Source organism: Anabaena sp. UHCC 0451, from assembly GCF_034931405.1.
Classification (GTDB): domain Bacteria; phylum Cyanobacteriota; class Cyanobacteriia; order Cyanobacteriales; family Nostocaceae; genus RDYJ01.
This window is the reverse complement of record NZ_JAYGHA010000004.1, coordinates 78,017-103,391: the sequence shown is the minus strand read 5'-3', so window position 1 is coordinate 103,391 and position 25,375 is coordinate 78,017. Positions and strand designations below refer to the sequence as shown.

Here is a 25,375-nt window from a genome sequence, read left to right as displayed (position 1 = left end):
GAAGGAAAAGAAAATGCTTTTTTGGTTAACATTTATCCAGGCTCTACCAACTGTTAATGTGCCGGAAATATCATCATTTAAGGTACAATCAAAGCAGGAATATACAAGATCAATTACTCCCACATTTCCGCTTTCAACTCAGCCGACTTTAGCCCAAATAAATGGGGGAATAGTATTTCCTGGTGTCATTGTTACCTTAGTTTTACTGCTGTTGTTAAGCTTGTTTGCTTATACCAGAGTTTATGTAGTCACACCCAATAACGAAGCTTTTGTGAGAACGGGGGGATTATTTACTAAAAAGAAAGCGGTAATTCTCTATGGTGGTTGTATTGTTTTACCGGGATTTCATCAGTTAACAAGAGTACCTTTGAGGGAAATTTCTATTGATGTAGAACGCACTGGAAAAATGGCTGTGCGTACCAAAGATTATCTGAGAGCAGATATCAGAGTTACTTTTTATGTATGTATTAATGCTTCCGAAGATGATGTTTTGACTGCTGCTGCCAGACTATCACAAAATGGTACTAAAATTAATCCTGAAGACATCAAAAATGCTTTAGAAAAAAGAGCAGATGACGCAATTAGAGCCGCAGCTAAAACCAAGGATTTAGCTGAAATTGATTCTGATAAATTAGGTTTTGCTCAGGAAGTTTTAAACTTAGTGGGTACAGATTTGAAGAAAGTGGGATTAACCCTAAATAATATTGCCATTTCGGAAATATTAGAAAGTGTTACCTATGATCCTGATAATTTCTTTGATGCTCAAGGTGTACGTTTGCGAACGGAAATTATTCAACGTTCAGTGCAACAAAAACGGGAAGTTGAATTATCAGCACAGGTGACAATTGAGCAGAAAGAACTGGATGCTCAAAAAAGATCATTGCAAATTGCCCAAGAACAAGAAAGTGCTAAACTATCTCAAAAATTGCAAGTAGAAGCACTAAAAGCACAGAGAGAAAGGGAAATTCAAGAGTCTAAAGATAGAGAAGCTGCAACGGTACAACGTACCAAAATTTTGCAAGAAAAATCAGTGGAAGAGGAAGAAATTCGCAGAAAGTTATCCCTCCAACAAAGCCAAATTGAAGCTGATATTGCTTTAGAAGAACGGAATAAACAATTAAAAGTAGCACAAGCTTTGCAAAAGCAAGAAGCAGAATTAGCAGAAATTATTCGTCAACAAAGTGTAGAATCTGGAAAGTTGAAAGCGCAAGTTCAGATAGCAGAATCTGAAAGAGTAGCAAGGTTAGCTCAAGAAGATGTGGCCATAGCAATTGCTAACAAAAAACGTGAAAGTTTTGTTGCTCAAGCAGAACAAGCTAAAGCTGAAGAATCTGTAAAAACAGCAAGTGAAGTTGAAAAAGCTGAACGAACCAAACGCTTGTCTTTAATTGCAGCAGAAAGGGAAGCTCAAGAACGGAGTATTAGCGATCGCAACGTTGTGGAAATTGACGCTTTCCGTCGTCGTCGTCAAGCAGAAATTGCCCAAGAAGCAGCAGAATTAGAAGCAGAAGCTATTCGTACTCTTGCAGATGCTAACCGTGATAAAGCCTTAGCTGAAGCTGAAGGTATTCAAGCTAAAATTGCGGCTGAAAATACAATTAGTAACGCTAATTTGAGTGCGAAAATGCTCACAACTATCTGGCCAGAATTAGCGGATAAACTCCCAGAAATTGTTTCTGCTTTAGCACCACAACCAGGAGTTTTAGGAGATACTCGGATTTATTCTTTCCCTGGTGCAAATGGTAGTAGTGGCAGTCAAGATATTAACAAGTTGCTATTATCCACTAGCGGACTTTCCTTAATTAATACCTTGTTAGATGAAGGTAAATTAGGAGACTTAATTGGACAAGTTAGTCAAATGGTGCGTAATAATAATTCAGTTAGTCCAGCAATCTTGAATCACCAAGACAAAGAAAGTAATTAATAATTCGTAATTCGTAGATTCGTAAGGGAAATGAACTATGAATTATTAAGCAGATGCTTGTTGTTAAACTTTCAATATTAGTTTAAAGAGACGTTGTATGAAACGTCTCTACATAGTTTTTTCAGAACATCTAATCAACTTTAAACCTAGCTAATAATTCCTCACGGGAAATATTAGATAAATTAAGCAATAACTGGGTTCTCTCTGTCAAAGAAAGTTCCATCATCCGAGTTACAATCACAGATAACTCCTCATCTAAATTACCAAAACGGACTGCTAACAAACTCTCTACCATCAAACGCTGTCCGTCTTTTTGTCCTTCTTGTCGTCCTTCTTCTTTACCTTCTTGTTTCCATTCTTCCCGTTGTTTAAGATACGCAGGTGATAAACTCATAATTAACTCCTTTACCTCTTCATCATTGACATCACTATTCAATTCTAAATTTTTCCGCCAAGATGCGAAAATTTCCACCAGTCTGTTCCATTTATCATTCTCTTTTGAGAGTTGAACTACTTCGGTAATAGCTTCCGTTTGAGTTCTGCCTTTTCCTAGTACCCTTAACCATAGTGTATCCTCTTTAATGGATAATTGGTTAATGGCAACAATGGCAGTTTTATAAGCTTTGGGGAGAAAATATACTCCTTTTTCCCAGTTATCTTTTGCTTTTCCTCCAAAACTGTTGAGGATTTTTTCAGAACAGGTTGGTGTTAAAATCCATAAACAAGGTAATTCTTCTTCAGATAGAGAACGTTTTTCTCTTTTCGCTTGTCTTAACAATTCACCTTGAACACTATACAATTTTAACAAACAACTCCTAATTTCTATTTCATTAGGTGCATTGCGATAAGGTTCAAAAAGGCAGCTTGTAACCGCCATTTTTCCTAAAATTCCTAATTCTGAATTTTCTGATTTTGTTGTAGGAACAAACCAAACATCAATTTCTTGAACTTCGCTTTTTACATCTTTGCTAGTAGTGACATTACCTAGAGGTGCTAATAATTCCTCTAGATATTCTTTTGCTAGTTGATCATGGGGTTGTCGAGTCATAAAACGGCTTTTTCTTGCACTAAAACATAAGGTTCAACAATCAAAGCATTAAACCGTTTAGTGCGATCGCTATTCCATTCTCCCAACTGTTCTGGTGAGGGTTTAGCTAATAATTGTTCATCAATCCAATTTTGGACAGTGGGAATATTATCACTAGCGATCGCTTCTCCCACATCCAGCAAATCTAAACCATCTGCTACCACAATTATCGTATCTTTTTGTGCATGGGGAACTAACCAATCCCATTCGGCTTCATCTAGGTTTTGTTTTAATGTTTCTTTTAAATCAGACATAGTTAAACCATCATATTCGTATAATCAAGATTATACATTATTTATCCATTTGAGTAAAATAATTCGTGATTTTAAAAAACTCTTCTTCCCAATTACTAATTATTAATTACCAATCACTAAACTTCTGATTTCATTTCATCAATTTCCAATAAAGCTACAATTATTCCCGCAATAGGAATAGAGATAAAAACACCTAATAAACCAGCAATTCTAGCACCAACTAATAAAGAGAAAAATACTATTACCGGGTTGAGATTCATTGTTCCTTGCATAACTCGTGGAGCAATTAAGTTATCTTGAATCTGCTGGAGAATCACACAAGCTATCAATACCCTTAATGCCAACCAAGCATCTTGTGATAGAATAATTAACGTAATTGTACTAACTCCTAATGTTGCACCAATCCCAGGTATCATGTCTAGAAAACCTACTATCAGTGACAATAATAAAGCAAATCTTACATTAAATAATAAAAAGACTATAAATGTAGAAGTTGTCAAAAATAAAGTTAATAATAATTGACCACGAAAAAAACCTAGAAAACTGCGTCTGATGATATTTGTAAATCTTTGTCGGCGATTTTGCGGAAATATTTTAATCAAAAATTCCCATAATTTTTCGCCATCTAATAACATAAAAAAAGCGACAACAGCAATAAATACAAAAGTGATAAAATTAGTGAGTATACTTTGTAAAATAGTTAAACTAGTCACCAGTGTTGTTACAGCCTGATTACGGAGTTGGGTTTCAATTACACTTAAATCTATTTGCAAATTACGACTTTTTAGAAATTCCTCTAATCTTTCGATGAAAGGAACTAAAGAATTTAAAAAACTGGAAATACTATCAATTAATTGTTGTCCTTGGGCTAAAACTGTCAAACCAACACTAATAATCAACACCCCAAGTATCATTATGCTACATAAAAAAACTAAAACAACTGCAACCGAACGAGGTAAAAATTGCCGGAGAAAGTCTACAGGATAGTTAAGTAAAAACGCCAAAATTGCAGCCAATGAAAAAACCACTATCACCGCTTGAAAATAATCCAAAAGCTGTACAATTGCCCAACCAGAAGCAACTAAAAGTAAAAAGCGAACTAAGACTAAATTATTTAATCTCTGCCAGATTTTTCGGGTTTCAAATCCACTCATATCAATTTTAGATTTAGGATTTATCTTAAAGAAATTGGGGATATTGTTGTTAACAACATAAGTCTTCAACTATATACAATTACCGAATTATCCACCACATCCTTAAAGCATATTCCTGAGTAGATAAATTCTGTCTGCACTGTGACAATTGATAATCCCAAATCGTAAGTATTCAGTTATAGCAATAGTTCATACCCAGATCCCCGACTTCACCAGATCAATTTATCATTTATGGACACAATAAACAAAAGAAGTCGGGGATCTTATCGCCTCACCTGAATTTTTACCCAAAATCTAAACTTGCTATTATCGCCCTAAATCGTGCATTTCATTAATTACAGTTGCACATTTTTGGGTAACAGCTTCTAATTCTGTTTTAGTAGTTGAACTAGGAGCATCAATTGGTTTACCAATTCTCACAGTAATGGGAACTCCACGGGGAAGAGATGAACCAGGTTGTAAAATCTTGTCAGTACCCCATAAACTCACGGGTAAAAAAGGTACTTTTGCTTTAGCTGCTAATAATGCTGCGCCTTTTTTAGGGTCAGTAATGCGACCATCAGGGGTACGAGTACCTTCTAAAAATACACCCACAGCCCAACCTTGATCAAGACATTCTAAAGCCGCACGGATAGCAGCACGGTCAGCACTACCCCGACTCACAGGGTAAGCACCATATAATTTAATTGCTTGTGCTAAAACGGGAACTTTAAATAATTCTTCTTTAGCCATGTATGCAACTGGACGACGCACACAATTAGAAACTATTGGTGGGTCAAAATAACTTGCGTGGTTACTCACTACCAACACTGGACCGGTTTGGGGGACATTTTCCACGCCATAAATTTTTACCCGAAAGTAAGCGTGTAACATGGGACTAACCACCGACCACTTAAAGGCGTGATACAGTGCTAAACTAATTAAGGGTTCACGAGTTCTAGTCACAGAAGATAATATAAATAAAATAGAATCCAGAAGTCAGAATACAGGAGTTGCAACTTATTTTAACCTTTAACTCCCACATCCTAACTTCCTATTTTTTTCTACATTAGTTTCCTAATGCTAAAGCCTGTTGTCCTTGGGGTGAAGTTACATAACCTAGAAATGCTTGAACGCCAACATTAGCAGGGTCTTTATAGACATAATACAATGGACGTTTATAAGGATAACTAGCAGCTTCTGGAGTCAAACCTTCAATAGCAACAACGCGCACGGTTTGCTGATTAGCAACTTGATCAAAGGTTGCATAGCCGATTCCATCTTTTTTCAAAGCTTGAATTAAGGGAGTTGTGGCATCTCGTGGCAGTGTAGTAATATTGGATGTAGTCCCAAAATTACCCCCTTTGAGGACCAATTCTTTAAAAGTTTGATGTGTGCCACTAATTACCGGGCGATTAATAACGTTGATAGTTGCAGATGGACCACCTACTGCTGACCAATTATTAATTTTTCCCTGAAATATATCTGCAATTTGGCTGCTGGTTAATCCTCGGTTGAAAGGATTTGCTTTACTGACAATAATGGCGATCGCATCTTGTGTGACAGTCACAGCCTTTAATCCCTGACTTTGCTCTTGGGCTGTCAATGGTCTAGACGCTGCGGAAATATCAATTTTACCAGCTAAAAGATCCTGAATTCCTTTATCTGTCCCATTTCCAGATGTTCCCACCGTTGTTCCTGGAAATTGTCTCTCAAAACCATTTTTGAGACTTTGGTTGATTGTCACCATACTGGTAGAACCATCTATTTTAACGGTAGTACCACTGGCTACTGTTGTTGGGAGTGGAAAAGCTTCAGTAGTTGTACTGACAGGATTATTGTTGGGCTGTGTGGTTGTCGGAGTTGAGGTAGAGTTACGCATGAAAAACCACCAGTAACCACCACCTACAAGCCCTAGAAATATCAAGATAAAAACAATAGGCGGCGGTCCGCTTCTCTTACTCATAAGCTTCTATTTACTCCGGTAGTTGTTTCGGTTTAGAATCCTGTAACCTTTGCAAACGACGGGCAACTTCGTCATCTAAGGTCATATTTTCAATTTCGGCCTGGAGTTTTTCCGCTGGATTTTCTGACAATTCTGCTAAAGCTTCTGTTTTCAGATTTCGACGTTCAACTGCACCTTTAGCTTTTTCAAAGTCACTTTTAGCCGAACCAATATCAAATTCGTTATTAACTTTGGCAATCATAGCCAGAGCTTCGTTTACCTCTGACATATCTTTCATATTTTGCATATCGGCTTTGTAGCTTTCTAGCTTCATCCGTTCACGGTTGAGTTTATCTTTAGAAGCTTTTACCGCCATTTCCGCCTGTTTAACCATTTCCTCTAGTTTTGGCAAGATTTGCTCCGTTTGAATTGCCTTACTCATGGCCATTCGCGCTGCTTCTTCATTGCCAATACGTTGAGCAGTCATCGCTTGTCGCTCTAAGGTGTTGAATTCTGTAATTTTATCCTCATATTTGCGCTTAGCAGTCTTATAAGCGCCTTCTTGAGCCGCAACTGCTCCCGCTAGTTTCTGAACAGCTTCCTGCATTGACTGTAGAGATTCTTCAGCAACTGCGACAGCCACTTTACCACCCGACTCTACAGGCATTCCCCATAACCAGTTCCAAGTCCCAACTATGGTTCGCCCTGCCCTTTCACCCATTATCCAGTAGACAGCTTTTTTCATAACCGTAAAGTTATTTCAGTAAGGATGGTTATGGTAATATTTTTACCTTAAAATTGACACACCTACCAGTTGTATGTCAATTTTGGCAAATTTCATCAGCTAACCGCATTATTGATCCCATTTTTTACGAGGCTGCGCCGAATTTGCTCACCTTGGTACTGAGATAAACTTAGCTTACTAAGTGGTATTTTTTATCTTATCCAAATAGTGATGGCATGATCTACTAGAACACATAAACCTCGTCCAAGTTGAGAACTGGAGTTTTTCAAAAGGGAACAGGGAACAGGGAACAGGGAAGAGTATAGGATTTAGGAATAAAACCCGATTAAGAAAAAACTATGGGTTTCAAAGTAGACGTGGTTTAGATAATGTTTTTTGTCAATGCGTAAGTCTTAGTTCAGAATTTTGCTCACTTTTTGATTCAAGTCACACTACCCTACGATGAATTTAGAAATATCTAACTTAGTCCAGTTACTTCAAGGGCGATCGCGCCAGCAACCCCAAAAACGTGCTTATACCTTCCTCGAAAATGGAACAACAGCAACTGCTCATTTAACCTATGAGAAACTTGACAAACAAGCTCAAAATATTGCAGCTTATTTGCAAACTGTAGCCATACCAGGAGAGCGAGCCTTGCTGGTTTATCCTGCGGGTTTAGAGTTGATCACAGCCTTTATGGGGTGTCTCTATGCTGGCATTATCGCTGTACCTGTCCATCCTCCCCGTCCTAATCACTCTCTGCCTCGCCTCAATGCGATCGCCACAGATGCTCAAGCTACAATTGCACTGACCACAGCATCTCTATTAACCCAGATTAAAGCCAAACAGGTTGCCATCCCAGATATACAAAATCTCGACTGGATTGCCACTGATAACCTGATTCCGCAGCCAGAAAACTGGCATCCCCCTGAAATTTCCCCCCATACTCTTGCCTTCTTACAATATACTTCCGGCTCAACTGGGACATCCAAAGGAGTGATGGTCAGTCATGGTAACTTATTGCATAACCTCCAAAGCATTCAGAAAGCCTTTGAACTGACTCCAGAGAGTGTATCACTGAGTTGGTTGCCTCACTACCATGATATGGGCTTGGTGGATGGAATTCTTGAACCTCTCTATACAGGTTGTCTTGGGGTTTTAATGCCACCTGCCGCTTTTTTACAAAGTCCGATTCGCTGGCTCGAAGCCATTTCTCACTATCGTGTCACCCATAGCGGCGGTCCTAACTTAGGTTACGAACTTTGTGTTCAGAAAATCAGACCTGAACAGCAACAAGAATTAGACCTCAGTTGTTGGTCAAGTGCCTACAATGGTGCAGAACCGATTCGTCCAGAAACCTTAGAACAATTTACTACAAAGTTTATCTCCTGTAGCTTTCAGCCTCAATTTTTCTATCCCTGTTATGGTATGGCAGAGTCTACCCTCATGATTACAGGGGTAAACCTCAAAGATGAGCCAACTGTCTTAGCAGTTGAAGCAGAAGCCTTAGAACAAAACCAAGTTGTCAAAGCTTTACCAACTAGTCAAAACGTCAAAAAAATCGTCGGTTGTGGATATCCTTGGCTAGATACCAAAGTCCTCATTGTGAATCCAGAAACCTTGACTCCCTGTGAAGACAACCAAGTAGGTGAAATCTGGGTATCTAGTCCAAGTGTGGCACAGGGATACTGGAATCAAACAGCAGCTACCCAAGAAACATTTAGCGCATCTGTGGAAAACACCACAGGTAAATTTCTCCGCACTGGAGATTTAGGCTTTTTACACAACAGTGAGTTATTTGTCACTGGACGCATTAAAGATGTCATTATTATCTGGGGTCGCAATCACTATCCCCAAGACATTGAATACACCGTTTTCCAATCTCACCCTGCTTTACGTCCCGACAGTGGTGCAGCTTTCAGCATAAATGTCAATGGATTTGAAAAATTAGTCATTACCCAAGAAGTGGAACGGAGTTATCTGCGTCAGATGGATGTGGATGAAGTCGTTGGTGCAATCCGTGAAGCGGTAGCTGCTGACCATGATTTACAAGTCTATGCGGTGGCTTTGCTCAAAACCGCCAGTATTCCCAAGACATCCAGTGGTAAAATCCAACGTCGCGCCTGTCGAGCCGGATTTCTCAATCAAACCCTTGATATAGTTGGCGAATGGCAACAGCAACCTAATCTATCTGAAACCTTAACACCAATAGCAGATATTCCGAACATAGCACCCACCGCAGAAACCATTCAAGACTGGCTGATCACCAAACTTGCAGACGTTCTTCATCTAGACCTTGACGAAGTTGATCCTGAAGAATCTTTTGCTCACTATGGTTTAGATTCCTCCGTGGCGCTGGAACTCACGGGAGAATTGGCAATTTGGCTGGAGTGTGAGTTAGAACCCACTCTCTTTTGGGAATATACAAATATTGAGTCTTTGACCGAGTATCTCAGTACAGAAGTTTCTTAGTCCCCTTTTCAAGGAGAAAGACGGATTCTCACAGCCATGACTTCTCCCTCCAGTCCAATAGCAGCTTTAGTTTAAACTTATAATTCAAGAACTAATAACCATGACAACCGCTATCCGCTTTAACCCTTTCCAAGCGGAATTTCATCAAAATCCTTATCCCACCTATGAGTATCTGCGTCGAGAAGACCCCATTCACTACAGTTTTCTCCAGGCTTGGGTGATTACTCGCTATGCCGATGTGGAAGCTATTTTGAAAGACTCTCGTTTTCAAGTGGATGACTTACCCCAACGCCTGATCCAGAAAAGCCATTACCTCAAGCAAGGGAATCTTGATCCCCTAGCTCAAACCATTCATAAGTGGCTCTTTTTCCTTGAACCTCCCGACCATAACCGTCTGCGGGAACTGGTAAGTAAAGCTTTTTGTTCTGCAACTGTAGAGGGGATGCGGACTGAAATACAGGCGATGGCGAATGAACTACTCGCAAAAGTACAACCAACAGGACAGATGGATGTCATCAAAGACTTAGCCTCTCCACTCCCCGCCATGACTGTGACTCGTATCTTGGGACTCCCACCCGAAGACTACCCTAAACTGGTTCGTTGGTCCTATGACTTGTTCTTTGTTTTTGATCAACCAATGTCTTTACAAGGCTATCAAAAGCAAAATCAGATGGCGATCAAAGCCAGAGACTATCTCACCGAAATGATGACACGCTTAGAGAAACAACCCAATGATGGTTTAATTAGTTGTCTAATTGCAGCTAGAGATGAAGATAGGAGCATTACCCAAGATGAAATTATTGGCTTCTGCATCATGCTGCTAATTGTGGGACAAGAAACCACGAAAAGCTTAACCGGAAATGCAATGGTGGCGCTATTGAAACATCCTGATAAATTAGCTGAACTCAAGCAAAACCCAGACTTGATTAAAAATGCAGTAGAAGAGTTACTCCGCTACGATAGTCCAGTCCAAGTCATTGCGCGTTTAGCGACAGAAAATTTGGAAATGGGAGATAAAACTATTCAAGCTGGGGATAAAGTAATTCTCTGCATTGGTGCAGCTAATCGTGATCCAGAACAGTTTACGAACCCTGATCAACTAGACTTTACTCGCAGAAACTATAGCTTGCCTTTCGGTGGGGGAATACACTTCTGTTTGGGTACTTTCTTGGCTAGAGTCCAAGGACAAATTGCTATTAATGCAATACTTCAGAAATTACCCAATATTCAGTTAGCTACTGATACCCTAGATTGGCGCGAAAGTATCACTTTACGAGGTTTAAAAACTTTACCCGTAACCTTTCAACCTGTTATCTATTAATTTATTCGTGAATCCATAATACAATGAATCAGCCATTTACAAAAAAGACATTAGGTTCAAAGAAAAAGGCAGAAGCCGTTGCTCAACGCGCTCAAACTTCTATTCCCGCTTATCAATATTTCCTAAATAAAAAGGGAGTCAATCTAGGAGAATCATTAGACAATTTACCGACAACAGATAAGAAGTCTTATATTTCAGCCTACTCACTTGAGCAACTTCTTGATCCAGACTATAACGGCACATATACTATCTTTTGTTCAACAGGAACATCAGGAAAGGGAAGAAGCTATTGGTTGGGAAACCAAACAGATAACCGTGCAACTCCCATCAATCTGAAGATGTTTTTGGAAAGCAACTTTTCAATTCATAAGAAAAAGACTCTTGTGATTATGGGTGGAATGCTGGGAGGATGGAATGGAGGCGATTCAATGAATTGGGCTTTTCAAAGTATTGCAGCAACGGTTGATTATCCCTTTTATTCATTTTCTCCAGGGGCAAACCTTGAGGCGATTTTAGAAATCATTGAAAAAATGCAGTCTTTAGTAGAACAGATTATTTTATATACCAACTGTTCTAGAATCAGTTTTCTGCATTTAAAAGCAAATCAGTTAAACCAATATCTACCCCTTGACAAACTCAGATATCTAGTAGCAGGAGAGGGATTTCCAGAAACGGTTCGTGATACTTTACAAAAAAAAGCTAATTTAACAGATACAGACCCTTTTCTATTTTCAATATATGGATCTGCTGACACCGGAGGGATTGGTGTCGAATCTTTAGCTACCATTGCTTTGCGAAAACTCCTGGCACGTAATAAAAATTTGGCTAATGAGCTAGGTTTTAAAACTGCAATTCCAACATTTTTCCATGCTTCTTTATCTAATACCTTTCTAGAAACTTATGAGGGTTCTTTATGTGTGACTCGTTGGCAAGGAATCCCAATCATCCGTTATATTCTTGATGACTACGTTATTTTGATAGACTGGAAAGAAATAAAAAGCATTATCTTGAATTCTGACTTAGTTCACCTCTAAAGATGAAAACTTACTTGAAGTCTTGAGATCAGCGAGTAATTTTTTGCCAAATTTAGTAGCTCTAGTGGAAAGAGGCGATAAATTCTTAAATCTATGTGGACATAGGTTCTCGAAATCAGAAATTGATGAAGCTCTTGTTTGTGAAAAATTAGTTTCCTATTTGACAGGAATATGGACTGCAAAAATAGACTCTCACAATGATCATACATGGATGAAGATTGATTTAGAAACTCATTCTAATATTTTTGTAACTCCAGAAATAGCTGAAGAAATTTATCATATTATTGTTCAACAGTTTTGTATCCTAAAAGGAGATTTTAAACAAGGATGGGAAACTGTGTATTCAGTAACTGATAATATTCCTGATAAGCGCATCATTCGTTTGAATTTTCTGCCCTATCCAAGCCTTTCTGAAAAAGAAGAAAAAAACATCAAACACCAGGGAATTGTCACAGAATAATCATGAAAGAAATTGTAAATATGAATCAAGAACCAATTGCAATTATTGGGTTAAGCTGTCGTTTTTCTAAAGCTGAAAACATAGAATCTTTTCAGGAATTAGTCAAGAATGGGGTTGATGCAATAACTAACTCATCACGAAATTCAAATCATTCTAGTTCTTCAATTTGGGGAGGATTCTTAGAAAATATTGATCAATTTGCTGCTGATTTTTTTAAAATCTCTCCCCCGGAAGCAGCGATGATTGATCCTCAACATCGTTTGCTATTAGAAATAGCTTGGGAAGCACTAGAAGATGCAGGTCAAGTTCCTCAAAATTTGGCTGGAAGTAGGACAGGCGTTTTTGTCGGGATTGCCAGCAATGACTACTCTCGATTAATTAGTGATCAAGGAATTGAACATCTGAATGTGACGACAGGAAACCAGCGAGGAATGACTGCAAATCGGATTTCCTATTTCTTTGACTTCAGGGGAATTAGTTTATCAGTTGATACGGCTTGTTCTTCGGCTTTAGTGGCGGTAGATCGAGCTTGTCACAGTCTCTGGACGGGGGAATCTACCTTAGCCTTAGCCGGGGGAGTTAATCTGATTTTAGTGGAGAATGGGACAGAAAGATTTGAGAATGCTGGTTTAATTGCTGCGGATAATCGTTGTAAAGTGTTTGATGCTCGTGCTGATGGCTATGTCAGGAGTGAAGGGGTGGGAATGGTGGTGTTGAAATCCCTTGCTCAGGCACAGGCAGATCGCGATCACGTTTACGCCATTATCAAGGGAAATGCTGTTAATAATAACGGACGCAGTAATAATTTAACCGCACCCAATCTGCAAGCACAGGTTGAGTTACTCCAACAAGCTTATCAAAATGCAGGGGTTGATCCTGCAACTATTTGTTACATCGAAACTCACGCCACCGGAACGCCTATTGGCGACGCATTAGAACTCAAAGCCATTGGTAAAGTTTTGGGAAAGCAGCGTTCAGCGGATAATCCCTGTCGGGTTGGCTCAATCAAAACCAATATTGGGCATACAGAAGCAGCATCTGGTATGGCGGGTTTGATCAAAGTCATCCTCTCCCTCCGCCATCGTCAGCTTTTCCCCACGCTCCATTTCCAGCAACCCAATCCTGCTGTTGATTTTGAAAAGCTGGGACTAAGGGTACAACAAACCTTAGAGCCGTTAGTCCAGACAGAGCAACCTCTGCGGATGGGGGTGAGTGCCTTTGGTTTTGGGGGAACCAATGCTCATGTAGTATTAGAAGAAGCACCATTACCGCTGCCGATTCATCCTATCGCTGCACCGTTTCATCTGTTCACTCTGTCTGCTCAAACTGACACCGCCTTACAAACCCTTGTCAAACGTTACTTAGTGTGGTTATCTCAAAACCCAGACATTGATTTAGGGAATCTTTGTTATAGTGCGAATGTAGGGCGATCGCACTTTCAATATGGTCTTTTTACCATCGCTTCATCTCTCAAGGAACTACAGGAAAATTTAGAAAATTTCCTTCAATCTTCTACGACTTCAAAAGTCTTGACTCAAAAAGCGAGCAAACGTCAGCGTCAGATTGATACCTTATCTATTATTCAAGATATAACTACGATTACTCAACCTCATGAGATTTCTTCTCTTGTTGAGAGTAATGCTTTACTATGGCATCAAATTTTAACCAAGCTAGGAAATTTATGGCTAGAAAATAACAATATTGATTGGAACTTGATTTATAGTGCAGATTATTACCAGTTAATTTCGTTACCAAGCTATCCCTTTGAAAGACAAAGTTGTTGGTTTCAATCAACTGTTAATGTTTCTATACCCTCAGAAATTAGAAATTTATCTCCTCAACAACCTCAAGATAATACTCCTGTAATCGACTCTGAAGATTTAATCACAGGAACTTTCATTCCACCTCGAAATGACCTTGAACAACAACTGACAGCAATCTGGGAACAGGTACTCAATGTCAAGCCCATTGGAGTTAAAGATAATTTTTTTGATCTTGGTGGCAATTCCTCGGTGACAGTCAGTCTTATAGCTAAAATCGAAACAATACTAGGGAAAAAACTCCCGATCACGGCTCTTTTTGAGTTAATGACTATTGCTGATTTAGCCCATTATCTTGAAAATGAAGATATTTCAAACAACCCTCCCATAAAGGAAGCAAATAACACACCTCCCTCTGATCCCAATATTCCCAAATACCAACTTTCTGAAGAGCAAGAACGGAGTCTTTTAGCCATTACTGTGGGTCGTCAAGGAGAACGACCTCATCCATACTCTTTCATGGTAAAAATCCACTCTAGAGATAATTTTAAAAAACCTTTCTTTTACTGCGCTAATAGTTATCAAGAGGCTCTTCCTTTAGCAAATTGTTTAGAATATCCTTTCTTCTTGCTAGAATCAGGTTATGCCGTTTTTGGTAGTGATAATGCTTACGCTATTAAAGCTTTAGCCGCTCGCCATCTGGAAGACATTTTGAAAGTTCAGCCTCACGGATCTTATTCCATTGGTGGTTATTCTTATGGAACTCTTGTTGCTTACGAAATTAGTCAACAACTGCAAGCACGAGGCAAAACAGTAGATTTATTAGTAATTTTTGATCGCCCAGGAACTCATTTTCTTTACCTACTTTATCAGGAATGGCAAAAGCAACTGTTTCGTTGCAGATGGATTGTGTCTTATCTCCAAAAGTCAAACACGAGAACACGCTTGCAATATCTGCGAGAAAAAGGATTGAAGATTTTGTGCCGAATGGGACTCAAGCAGACTCCATTTGAGTCACCCTCATTAGAAGAAAGAGAAAAAGAGTCTGATTTGGAGAGCATATCTTCCCCATGTCCTTATCAATTTGCTCCCTATGACGCTCGTGTTGCGCTTTTTTGTGCTGAGGAAAGGAAAACACCACTGTGGTTATTTTCGCGCAATGGGTGGGGTAAGGAAATACTACCCAAATTGGAGATATTTAAGGTCCCCGGTAATCACCACACCATGATTCAATTTCCCCACGTCAGGGTTTTGGCAAAACAACTTAATACTTGTTTGGGTATTGAGTTGGGTCGAGGGCATTAAGCCGAGATAGAAGTAAGTGCGATTCGTTCTGGCAATACTGTAGTAGTGCACAAATTTATTATCTAAATACATCAACCGTTATTTTTTTGGCTGTACTGACACTGTTGGCCGCTTGCAGAAGTTCTGCTTCGGTGGGTAGTTTCAAATTAGAACTTAAGTGTAGTCTTTCCAGCAGTCGGATAAATTGATATGTAGGATCTATCAAATAGACAATTTTGCCTTCTTTAACAGAGAAACCATGACGGGCTGACCACTGAAATGCGTGGTGCATATTGTGCCACCCTTCACCAAAGGTAAGCATTGCCACGAACCAGTTATTCCGACTATAATCATTGCTAACAAAGGGTGTTTTGCCAAATATATGAGCAAGAGAATTGACAAAGGCAACACAATGGAAAAGTATCATTGTACTCAAGCAGAAAGCACCGAAAAACTCCAATCCACCTATCCAGAAAGAAATTGCGCCTAATAGGATGAGGGGGATAAAGTGTAACCTATCTATGGTTTTGAGTACCCAGTCTGCTTCCAAATCAGCAGGAAGGCTGGGAGGGAAAAAGTTTCGGGACAAAAGCCATCCACATTGTGACCATAGGAAGCCTTTGAAACCTTTAAATGGTGTATGTGGAGAGTGGCTATCGTCTGGTTGATCGGAGTTATTGTGATGTCCCTGAATATGATGACCTTTCCACCAGTTCGGACCCATTTGTCCTGACGAACAGGCAATAATGCTACCGACCCATTTGATGATTGCCGGTGCTTGATAAGATTTATGAATAAGCAGCCGATGGTAGATGGCTGTAATACTCATCATTCTGACAACATAAAGAGCAACTGCCCACAGAATGCTGCTCCATGAGAGTCCTGTGAAGAAGGGAAGGAATGCTCCCAAGTGGGTTACTATGATTAGAAAAGGTCCCAAACTGTAACTAAGGGCTAAAAGTCTTGGATATTTTTTCATCTATTCGGTAGTAAAAGTTAGACCAATCATTGACAACAAATTAAGAAACAATTCATCAAGTAAATCTTTAGACAAAAAAATAGGCAACATAGAAAGTTTATACTGCCACAGTTATCTATATAATTACTTATTTAATTTTGAATTTGTTTGCTTCTATCACCTATTCAGGCAACTCAGCAGCATGACGAATGTTTTCTAAGATTAACCCAGAAGCAGTACGTTTAATTAACCCAGTTAAAACATTACCTGGTCCAATTTCCACTACTTTTTCAATGCCATTTTCTGGTAATTGCAAAGAAATTTCTCGCCAACGCACAGAACCAGTCATTTGTTGAATTAAACGCTGCTTTAAAATATTTGCATCAATTTCAGGAACTGGATCTACATTTGAAGAAACGGGAATTGCAGCTGTTTGAAAATCGGTTTTTTCTAAAATTGCTTGAAATTCCTCTGCTGCTGCTGCCATTAAATGTGAATGAAATGCACCAGAAACTTTTAAAGGTAGTGCGCGTTTTGCCTTGACTTGGGAGATAACAGTTTGAACTGCTTCTGGAGTCCCAGAAATCACAACTTGGGCGGGACTATTATCATTTGCCAAGACGACATCAGGAGTCGCAGAAATCACTTTTTCTAATTTTTCCCGGTCAAAATTGAGTAATGCTGCCATCATCCCCCCAGCAGCACTATCCATAATTTCTGCGCGGCGTTTGACTAATTGTAACCCAGTAGACCAGTCAAAAACACCAGCAACATAAAGAGCAATATATTCTCCTAAACTGTGACCGGCAACTAAATTTGGTTGTTGTCCCTTTTCTCGCAATAAATCAGCGAGAATGCTTTCAACCACATACAAACAGGGTTGTGTATAAGCTGTGCGCGATAGTTTTTCTTCGTCATTTTCACAAATGTCACTCACAGACCAACCCAAAATTGCCTCAGCTTGATCGAATTTTGCTTTGGCAGATGATATTTTTAGTAGATCAATTCCCATGTTCAAAGCTTGAGAACCTTGTCCGGGAAACACCCATGCAGTTTTTGTCATTAAGTTTCTAATTTTGACTTTTGACTTTTGACTTTTGAATTGTTTACCTTCCCCATTGAAAAATGGCAGCACCCCAGGTTAAACCTGCGCCAAAGCCGGATGTAGCAATTATATCATTAGTTTTGATTTTGCCTTGCCTGACTGCTTCATCTAGTGCTAGGGGAATAGAAGCTGCGGAAGTGTTGCCATAATGGGCAACGTTACTAATTACTTTATGCTCAGGAATATTTAAACGTTCAGCTACGGAATTAATAATGCGCTGGTTTGCTTGATGTAAGATCAACCAATCTATTTTATCTACACTCAGATGAGCTTGAAATAGAGCTTTATCTATGACTTCTGGGACTTTCTGAATAGCAAAACGGTAAACTTCTTTGCCGTTCATGGTAATGGGGTGATAAGTGCCTGTCGGTACATGAATTTTCGATGTTACCTGTTTGGTTGTACCTTCATAATTCAGGTTGAGATAGTGGTTTTGAGTGCCATCACTTTTCAGGGAAAATCCTAATAAGCGATCGCTCTTATTCGCTTGTATGACCACAGCCCCAGCCCCATCACCGAACAGTACACACGTGCGGCGATCTTGCCAATCTACCCAACGAGAGAGGATATCTCCGCCTATTAGCAGTACATTTTGATAGACACCTGTTCTAATATATTGGGCTGCCGTTACCAGTCCAAATACAAAACCAGAACAGGCTGCTGTTAAATCAAAGGCGACTGCTTTAATTGCGCCTAGTTCAGCTTGAATCCGGCAAGCATTACCAAACAAGTCATCTGGGGTAGATGTGGCCAACAAAATTAAATCAATATCTTCTGCTTTAAGACCGGCGGCAGCAAGAGCCTGTTTACTTGCATCCGTTGCCAATGTAGTCAATGATTCCGGCGGTAATGCCAACTGCCGTTGACTAATTCCTGTGCGTGAGGTGATCCACTCGTCTGAAGTTTCCACCAGTTCAGTTAGTAACTGGTTATCCAAGCGAGTAGCTGGTACTGCCGAGCCACTTCCTGTAATTGCTATGCCATTATTGAATAAATTCTGCACTCCTAATCTCTCCATTTGTCAGTTGTTAAGAAGCAGTCATCAGTCAGCAGTCAGCAAACCCCATTCATGAATGACCAATGACTAATGACAATGGACTCTCCCATAGCTAAGGCTAATCCCTTTCACTCTGGAGGATTTGATATTGTGACTGTAGTCTTGTCAATACTTGATTGTCTACAGCTTCTTTGGCCATGCGAATAGCACTAAAAATTGAAGGCGCTTGGGAACTACCATGACCGATAAAGCAGATTCCATTTACGCCTAAAAGTAAAGCGCCACCATGTTCTGCGTGATCCATGCGCTGTTTAACCCGCTTGAGGTTGGGTTTTAAAATTGCTGTGCCGATTTGACCATGTATTCCTTGGGGTAATTCTTCCCGCAGAATTTGTAAAATTACTCCTCCAACTGCTTCGGCAAATTTTAATAACACATTACCCACAAAACCATCGCAGACAATTACATCAAAGTCACCAGATAAGACATCACGACCTTCAGCGTTGCCACTAAAGTTAATGTGGGTATTCTCCTTTAATAATTGATGGGCGCGGAGGGCTGCTTCGTTGCCTTTGGTATCTTCTTCACCGATATTCAATAATCCTATTTTGGGTTCAGGCATTCCCAAAACATACTGACTATAAATCGACCCCATCACCGCAAACTGCTCTAAAAATTTAGGCCGACAGTCTACGTTAGCGCCGACATCAAGTATTAATACTGGTTTACCTGCTTTAATTGTGGGGAATACTGTGCCAATTGCTGGGCGATCAATTCCTGGTAGTCTACCTAAACGTAACAAAGCAGATGCCATTGCTGCACCAGAGTGTCCAGCAGAAAATACAGCATCAGCCTGTTGAGTTTTGACTAAATCCATTGCTACATTGATGGAAGCCTTGCGCTTTTTCCTGACTGCGCTCAAAGGCTCTTCATCCATGGTGATCATTTCCTCAGCCGCAACAATCTCCAATCCCTCCATATTTGTTTTTGGCGGTACGACAGCTTCAATTTGTTGAGCATCACCCACCAACAGGATTTTTACACCCAATTCTTCCTTCGCTCGCAGTGCGCCAGCGACGATTTCAGCGGGTGCATAATCTCCCCCCATTGCGTCAATTGCGATCCTTACACCAGTCGATCCCATTGCTCCTAGCTCAAAGAAACCTTACAAATTTTATCAGATTGCAATACTCAACAATTAAAAATTCCCAAAAAAAGCATAAAAAACTATATTTTATTTGCCACTAAGCGAGTTTACTAAATCTGTATCTATCAAAACTCGCTTATTAAATGTAGCGAACTGCAAACAAGGCAATTTTGAAACCACATTAACCGCAAATAACAGGGGTCTCAAAACCGGAATAACTGCTGATTCATGATCAAATATCTACAGGATGCTGTCCATAATATGGTAAAGCTTCTGACCAATGAGGGCGTTTACCTTGTTGCCAGTCTAAATAGGCTAATTCTAAAATACTGCTTACTGTTGCAGCTAAACCAGATGTGGCTTTAATTATTTGATATTCTGTATGCCAATTTGCTAAGGTTTCCTGCCATTTTTCTGGTGTAAAAACAGTATCTGATAATAATGCGATAATGCCAGAATTATCAGTAGCTATTTGATAAATTGCTGCAAAGACTTGACCTCTTTGTGCTGGCATTTCTACAGCAATGATTGGTTGTGTTTTGGGATTTTTGCTGTTTTCATCCCAAGCGAAGGCGGCTAAGGTGGAAACTGCAAATACAGGTATTTCTAACTGTTGTCCTAAAGTGCGGGCTGTAACAACACCAATCCGAGTTCCTGTAAAACCTCCTGGTCCTTTAGCAACGGCAATAAATGCTAAATCTGTCCAGGTTTGGGGTTGAATCAAATCAATTAAATATTGATGGATATGACTAGATACATCACGTCCTAAATTCCAAACATGGGTGCGAGGATCTTCTGCAAAATCACTAATTACTAAACCTAATTCTGGTGTAGTGGTGTGTAGTCCTAAAGCGTATTTTGTGGGGGGGAGATGTGGTAGTTTAGTTGCCAAAATGATTGTTCAGAATAAGTACAAAGATTAATTATAAAATAAAGCATAGTCTGATAGATCCCCGACTTCTGTGAGAATGCAGGGATCTGGGTATTTAAAATCCAAAATCTAAAATCTAAAATTCAAGTAGGGACTAATTCACCGGGACGCAATTTTGACCATTTACCCATTTCTTGTTTAAAGCTGAGACAACCAACTACATCCCATTCCATTTCAATGATGTCATCTTTTGTGCGAATATTAACATTGATAGAGGGTTCATTGGCTTCAAAATCTGGGTTTTCGGTCAAATGGGGCTGTTGGTGCTGTGCTTCTACAGCATTGTAGGTTACACAACGGTCTACATAGTGGCAATTCACGCAAATACACATAATAGAACCAACTCCTAGAACCTTTATAGTTAATGTAGCTTAGGAAAAAATGTTAAGCATTAGTTGGTGGGTTGATTTTTATAAAGTATCTATATTCCCCGACTTCTGTGAGAAGTCGGGGATCTATGTTCTATAAAGTGGACATACTGACAATGAATAATTTAATTGTTGATCGTTTAGATGCCAAAAATTGGCCTTTTAGTTTGGAATGGTTGCCAAAAACTGCTTACATGGTAGGTGGTGCGGTGCGGGATGCAATTTTGGGTAGAAGTCGGGAATATTTAGATTTAGATTTTATTATCCCAGATGATGCGGTGAAAGTGGCACGGGCGATCGCTAAATATTATCAAGCTGGTTTTGTGTTACTGGATGCGGAAAGAAAAATTGCCCGTGTGGTGTTTCCTCATGCTACCGCTGATTTTGCCCAACAGGAAGGAGATAGTATATTTACTGATTTGCAGAGAAGGGATTTTACAATTAATGCGATCGCCTATCATCCCCATACCCAGGAAATTATCGACCCCCTCCAAGGTTATGCAGATATAAACGCTGGTCTATTACGGATGATATCACGGGAAAATCTGCAAGATGACCCTTTGCGGTTAATGCGAGCATATCGTCAAGCGGCTCAACTGGGTTTTACGATTGAACCAGCTACCCAAGCTACTATTCGCACCTTAGCAGCAGATATCGGTAAGGTTGCAGCCGAGAGAGTGCGGGTAGAAATTGGTTATCTTTTAGGCAATTCTCAAGGTACACCTTGGTTAAAAAGTGCCTGGGAAGATAATTTACTAGGGAGTTTTTTTACAAATACTAACCGTGAAAGCTTGGATAAATTAGCCGCAGTTGACAAAGCTTGCAGCTTGATAGGGGAAAAATATCCACAATTAGAAGCAGAACTGGAACAACCTATCCGTGATACTGTCAAAACTACTTGGTTAGGTGTTGCTAAACTTGCTTGTCTTGTTCACCCAAACCCAGAAAAAGCGGAAATTGAACTACAGCAACTAACTTATAGTCGTGCAGAAACTCGTAGTGTTGTTACCGCCCTGAGACTGTTCCCGCAGTTCAAATTAGTTCATAAATCCCTACGAGAACAGTATTTTTTATTTCAGGACGTGAGAGTTGTATTTAGTGCTACAACTGCCTTAGCCTTAGCAGATGATGTAGTAGAGGCGATGTCTGGCGATAATCCGCTAGGGGTTTATGCACCCTTGATCGACCGTTACCTGAACCCTGATGATTTGGTAGCTCACCCCTCACCGTTGGTGAGTGGTAAAGAGGTAATTTTAGCACTAAATATTCCGGCTTCGCCACTTGTGGGTAAGATACTCAGTGAAATTGCGATTGCCCAAGCTGAGGGAAAAGTTACTACAGCAGCAGAGGCGCTAGAATTTGCAAAACAGGTGACTGGGGACTGGTGACTGGGGACTGATGACTGGGGACTGGTGACTGGTGACTGGTGACTGGTGACTGGGAAGAAATGTTTACCTCCTGACTCCTGTACGGGCGAAGCATTCGGGTGATAAATTATCAGTTTTTGCCAAAGGATATTTTCCGAATGCTTCGCCCCTACTACTCCTATTTAGCATACTTAGGAGAATTAGCTAGTTCTTCTGCAACTCGTTTAAAACGTCGCAGTTGTGCTTGCATATCGGCTTTAGTCCAAGATGCGGCGAAGGTATTAAAACCCCAACTGACGACAGGGTTAGGAATTTTAAATTCAAACCTGTTAACAAGAAGTGTACCTTTTGACAGTGGTTGACATTCCCAGCGATCGCTACCTTGGAAAAATCCCTTAAATCCCCAGACTACTAAACCCGGTTGTCGTTCGAGAACTACAGTATTTAAAGTAGGTTTAATTACAGGAATTTGAATCATAAACCGACTGCGACTACCTATTTCCGTACTCCACACTTTTCCTACAGGTTCACAACGGAGAACAGGGTTAAGCCAGCGGTGCATTAAAGTTAAATCTGTAAAACATTGTTCCACTACCGTAGCAGCGGCATTAATTTTTATTGATTGTTCTAAAACCTGGGACATTTTGTAGTAGTAATGCTAGTGCTGTGTTTATATTAAGCTAATACATTTATTTATTTCGGATATCTCAATTATATAAAAGTCTTGTGAGATGGCTAATTTTTCCAAATTTTAATAAGTCATGCCTGGTAATGTGACACATCGTCCGTAGACTGATAGTCTATAAAGGCTCAAAATCAGCAGATGGATGAATCAAAACAAAAGGTTCTTTATGCTTTAGGTTATCTAGTCAGACAACGCAGAACAGAGTTAGGAATTTCACAAGAGGAGTTAGGACTACGCGCTAACTTAGACCGCACATATATTTCTGGTGTGGAACGTGGAGTCAGAAATCCTTCTCTGACTGCTCTTGTCAGTCTTGCAGATGGCTTAGGTATTAGTGTTTCGGTTCTGCTGACAAATTTGGAAATCGAAGCCGATAGAATACAGTGACAAACCAACAAAATTTAGTTGAGACAATTACAGCCCAATTTAGACAAGGATCAACTCAATTACAAGTCTTTACTCTTTTATCAGATCAAAAATGGCATTGTAGGGAGTGCGAAGGAAAAAATATAGGATCAACTCAGTATGCTGGTGGTGGAGGTATTCAAGGATTACAACGCGGGACAAGAAGTCGTCCTGGTCTTGTAATTGAAACAAAAAAGAATTTTTGTCCAACTTGTCAACAAATACGTTTAGGAGATTGTTGGACAGGAGAGATAAAATCAGCTAATTCTGTTTCTAATATACCAGCTTCTTTAGTTCAAAGAATTCTCCAAGTCTATTCATATAGAGATGTAATAGAGCAGAGACAAAGAGAAAAGCATGAGCTAGTTATTGATCATAGGTTTCCCATGGAACGTTGGGGAGAAAGTGAGGCTCCACATTTAACCTCTATGAGTGAAACAGAAATTAGGAAAAAGTTTCAATTACTCAAAAAAGATGCTTCTGGCAATCATAATCTTTTAAAATCCAGAAGTTGTGAACGCTGTATAAAAACTGGTAAACGAGGTACACCTTTTGGCATTAAATTTTGGTATCAAGGAGGTGAAAATTGGCCTTCTCAACATCAACGAGGTGATCAGGCTGAGGAAGGCTGTATTGGTTGTGGTTGGTATGATTTTGAAGCTTGGCGTAATGCACTTAATGAAAAGCTAATTGAATTTGTTGAAAATCAGGAAAAATAATCAGTTATTTTTTGTTCAGGTAAATATCATTTAAGTAAGGAATAAGTCCATAACCAATACACTCTGCTAAACGTGGTGGTACTGCATTGCCAATTTGCCACATAGCTTTTTTCATAGAACCTTCAAAAATAAATGAATCGGGAAAGGTTTGTAATCTTGCCATTTCCCTAGCTGAAATCACACGATTTAAATAGGGATGAATATGTGTACCACCATGATTTTCTTTCACAGTCATACTCGGTTTACCAGGATATTGGCGTTTGAAAGCATCAACGTATTTTGTATATAAAGAACCACCAGGAGGAACTTGAGCAAGACGTTCCATGTACTCCTGTGAATGTTTAGTCCACTCGTGATTAATTTCTGATATTCGAGTATATTCTGGTAAATCAGAAATTGCTGACTCAATAGCTTTGTATTCTTCTTGGTTTAATTGCGCTTGAGGATAAGGATTTGGCATTCCAAATCTATTAGCAATAAAAATAGCTCTTGGTCGAATTTGGGGGACTCCATAAGCCGCAGATTCTAGAATTGCAACCGAAATATGAGGATAACCAATAGATTCAAAAGCTTCAATAATTGCGGTTTTTACATCCCCTTTTTGAATTGTCAAAATACCTGGCACATTTTCCATCACTACATACCAAGGACGTATTTCGGAAACAACACGCACGAATTCATAAAATAACCTATTTCGAGGATCTTTTGGATCACGTTTTCCAGCTACTGAAAATCCTTGACATGGTGGACCGCCAACAACAACATTAATATCAGGTGAGGCGATTTTTTGTAGCCAATATTGGGCAGAAAATTGTTCAATATCTCCACAGAAATGATGACATTGTGGAAAATTTCTTTTATGAGTAGCAGAAGCAATTGGACTAATTTCTACACTAGCTAATGGTGTAAATCCAGCTTGGAATAAACCTTGTGTGATTCCCCCAGCACCACAAAACAGATCCACAAAAGTATATTTAGATAATGGACTGGGTGGGGAACTAACATCAATAAATATCTTATGTGGATCAGAATTATCTTGATCTAGTTCGCGCTGAATACGCTGATAACGCCCTAACTTTGGTTTCTTTTGCTTTTTGGTAGGATGATACTGATCCTCGTTAGGAAAAAAAGAAATTTGTGTTCCTTGCATTTGATAATTGATATGAATGTTTGCTTTGCTGTGACATATAGTCTACACTAATATATCAAGAATAGCAAAATTGGCAACCTAATCCTAAAAATTAGGGGCTAGAAAATATTCATTCATAACTTCAAAAAACACCTATTCCTAATTA

The 25,375-nt window shown here is 39.5% G+C and carries 23 protein-coding genes; 9 read left to right on the top strand and 14 right to left on the bottom strand.

Features of this window, described 5'->3' with window-relative positions:
• The first annotated feature begins 13 nt into the window (after positions 1 to 13).
• A complete protein-coding gene (locus VB694_RS04390) occupies positions 14 to 1,924 on the top strand; it encodes a flotillin family protein (protein WP_323359096.1) in 1,911 nt (636 codons plus the stop codon).
• Between the two features lie 130 nt (positions 1,925 to 2,054).
• Here the strand turns inward: VB694_RS04390 and VB694_RS04385 are convergent, their stop codons facing one another.
• From VB694_RS04385 to VB694_RS04360, 6 genes are all read right to left on the bottom strand, one after another.
• Positions 2,055 to 2,972 (bottom strand): hypothetical protein, encoded by a 918-nt coding sequence (locus VB694_RS04385; protein ID WP_323359095.1) that lies wholly within the window; start codon positions 2,970 to 2,972, stop codon positions 2,055 to 2,057.
• Complete coding sequence (locus VB694_RS04380; RefSeq protein ID WP_323359094.1) at positions 2,969 to 3,265, bottom strand: DUF2288 domain-containing protein; 297 nt, start codon at positions 3,263 to 3,265, stop codon at positions 2,969 to 2,971. The genes VB694_RS04385 and VB694_RS04380 overlap by 4 nt, the downstream gene beginning before the upstream one ends.
• 116 nt (positions 3,266 to 3,381) lie before the next feature.
• Positions 3,382 to 4,419 carry an AI-2E family transporter gene (locus VB694_RS04375; protein ID WP_323359093.1) on the bottom strand — a complete coding sequence of 346 codons (1,038 nt, stop codon included), beginning with the start codon at positions 4,417 to 4,419 and terminating at the stop codon, positions 3,382 to 3,384.
• A gap of 306 nt (positions 4,420 to 4,725) precedes the next feature.
• Positions 4,726 to 5,364, bottom strand: a complete 639-nt coding sequence (locus tag VB694_RS04370; protein ID WP_323359092.1) for a lysophospholipid acyltransferase family protein — start codon at positions 5,362 to 5,364, stop codon at positions 4,726 to 4,728.
• A 103-nt stretch (positions 5,365 to 5,467) separates the two neighbouring features.
• Complete coding sequence (locus VB694_RS04365; protein WP_323359091.1) at positions 5,468 to 6,364, bottom strand: phosphate ABC transporter substrate-binding protein; 897 nt, start codon at positions 6,362 to 6,364, stop codon at positions 5,468 to 5,470.
• 10 nt (positions 6,365 to 6,374) lie between these two features.
• Positions 6,375 to 7,088, bottom strand: a complete 714-nt coding sequence (locus VB694_RS04360) for a PspA/IM30 family protein (RefSeq protein WP_323359090.1) — start codon at positions 7,086 to 7,088, stop codon at positions 6,375 to 6,377.
• 441 nt (positions 7,089 to 7,529) lie between these two features.
• On the opposite strand from VB694_RS04360, the gene VB694_RS04355 reads away from it, so the two are divergent.
• From VB694_RS04355 to VB694_RS04335, 5 genes are all read left to right on the top strand, one after another.
• Entirely contained in the window at positions 7,530 to 9,539 is a 2,010-nt protein-coding gene (locus VB694_RS04355; protein WP_323359089.1) for an AMP-binding protein, read from the top strand.
• A gap of 100 nt (positions 9,540 to 9,639) precedes the next feature.
• Complete coding sequence (locus VB694_RS04350; protein ID WP_323359088.1) at positions 9,640 to 10,860, top strand: cytochrome P450; 1,221 nt, start codon at positions 9,640 to 9,642, stop codon at positions 10,858 to 10,860.
• 23 nt (positions 10,861 to 10,883) lie between these two features.
• On the top strand, positions 10,884 to 11,894 hold the full coding sequence (locus VB694_RS04345; RefSeq protein WP_323359087.1) for a hypothetical protein: 1,011 nt from the start codon (positions 10,884 to 10,886) through the stop codon (positions 11,892 to 11,894).
• Between the two features lie 43 nt (positions 11,895 to 11,937).
• Positions 11,938 to 12,354, top strand: a complete 417-nt coding sequence (locus tag VB694_RS04340; RefSeq protein ID WP_323359086.1) for a hypothetical protein — start codon at positions 11,938 to 11,940, stop codon at positions 12,352 to 12,354.
• Between the two features lie 20 nt (positions 12,355 to 12,374).
• The gene (locus tag VB694_RS04335) at positions 12,375 to 15,419 is read left to right on the top strand and encodes a type I polyketide synthase (RefSeq protein ID WP_323359085.1); all 3,045 of its coding nucleotides are present in this window, start codon (positions 12,375 to 12,377) and stop codon (positions 15,417 to 15,419) included.
• 58 nt (positions 15,420 to 15,477) lie between these two features.
• On the opposite strand, the gene VB694_RS04330 is transcribed toward VB694_RS04335, so the two are convergent.
• From VB694_RS04330 to VB694_RS04305, 6 genes are all read right to left on the bottom strand, one after another.
• The gene (locus VB694_RS04330) at positions 15,478 to 16,377 is read right to left on the bottom strand and encodes an acyl-CoA desaturase (RefSeq protein WP_323359084.1); all 900 of its coding nucleotides are present in this window, start codon (positions 16,375 to 16,377) and stop codon (positions 15,478 to 15,480) included.
• A 160-nt stretch (positions 16,378 to 16,537) separates the two neighbouring features.
• Complete coding sequence (gene fabD, locus VB694_RS04325) at positions 16,538 to 17,419, bottom strand: ACP S-malonyltransferase (RefSeq protein ID WP_323359083.1); 882 nt, start codon at positions 17,417 to 17,419, stop codon at positions 16,538 to 16,540.
• A 43-nt stretch (positions 17,420 to 17,462) separates the two neighbouring features.
• Positions 17,463 to 18,479: a beta-ketoacyl-ACP synthase III gene (locus VB694_RS04320; protein WP_416233463.1), complete on the bottom strand. Its 1,017-nt coding sequence runs from the start codon at positions 18,477 to 18,479 to the stop codon at positions 17,463 to 17,465.
• 97 nt (positions 18,480 to 18,576) lie between these two features.
• Positions 18,577 to 19,602: a phosphate acyltransferase PlsX gene (gene plsX / locus VB694_RS04315; protein WP_323359082.1), complete on the bottom strand. Its 1,026-nt coding sequence runs from the start codon at positions 19,600 to 19,602 to the stop codon at positions 18,577 to 18,579.
• Positions 19,603 to 19,837: 235 nt separating this feature from the next.
• Positions 19,838 to 20,497: a tRNA (adenosine(37)-N6)-threonylcarbamoyltransferase complex dimerization subunit type 1 TsaB gene (tsaB, locus tag VB694_RS04310; protein ID WP_323359081.1), complete on the bottom strand. Its 660-nt coding sequence runs from the start codon at positions 20,495 to 20,497 to the stop codon at positions 19,838 to 19,840.
• A 122-nt stretch (positions 20,498 to 20,619) separates the two neighbouring features.
• Positions 20,620 to 20,868 carry a Ycf34 family protein gene (locus tag VB694_RS04305; protein WP_323359080.1) on the bottom strand — a complete coding sequence of 83 codons (249 nt, stop codon included), beginning with the start codon at positions 20,866 to 20,868 and terminating at the stop codon, positions 20,620 to 20,622.
• A gap of 152 nt (positions 20,869 to 21,020) precedes the next feature.
• On the opposite strand from VB694_RS04305, the gene VB694_RS04300 reads away from it, so the two are divergent.
• Positions 21,021 to 22,292 carry a CCA tRNA nucleotidyltransferase gene (locus VB694_RS04300; protein WP_323359079.1) on the top strand — a complete coding sequence of 424 codons (1,272 nt, stop codon included), beginning with the start codon at positions 21,021 to 21,023 and terminating at the stop codon, positions 22,290 to 22,292.
• Positions 22,293 to 22,449: 157 nt separating this feature from the next.
• Here VB694_RS04300 and VB694_RS04295 read toward each other — a convergent pair whose 3' ends face one another.
• Positions 22,450 to 22,914 carry an SRPBCC family protein gene (locus VB694_RS04295; protein WP_323359078.1) on the bottom strand — a complete coding sequence of 155 codons (465 nt, stop codon included), beginning with the start codon at positions 22,912 to 22,914 and terminating at the stop codon, positions 22,450 to 22,452.
• 180 nt (positions 22,915 to 23,094) lie between these two features.
• On the opposite strand from VB694_RS04295, the gene VB694_RS04290 reads away from it, so the two are divergent.
• A complete protein-coding gene (locus VB694_RS04290; protein WP_323359077.1) occupies positions 23,095 to 23,343 on the top strand; it encodes a helix-turn-helix transcriptional regulator in 249 nt (82 codons plus the stop codon).
• A complete protein-coding gene (locus tag VB694_RS04285; protein WP_323359076.1) occupies positions 23,340 to 24,080 on the top strand; it encodes a restriction endonuclease in 741 nt (246 codons plus the stop codon). The genes VB694_RS04290 and VB694_RS04285 overlap by 4 nt, the downstream gene beginning before the upstream one ends.
• Before the next feature lie 4 nt (positions 24,081 to 24,084).
• Here VB694_RS04285 and VB694_RS04280 read toward each other — a convergent pair whose 3' ends face one another.
• Positions 24,085 to 25,230 (bottom strand): DNA cytosine methyltransferase, encoded by a 1,146-nt coding sequence (locus tag VB694_RS04280; protein WP_323359075.1) that lies wholly within the window; start codon positions 25,228 to 25,230, stop codon positions 24,085 to 24,087.
• Positions 25,231 to 25,375 lie beyond the last annotated feature (145 nt).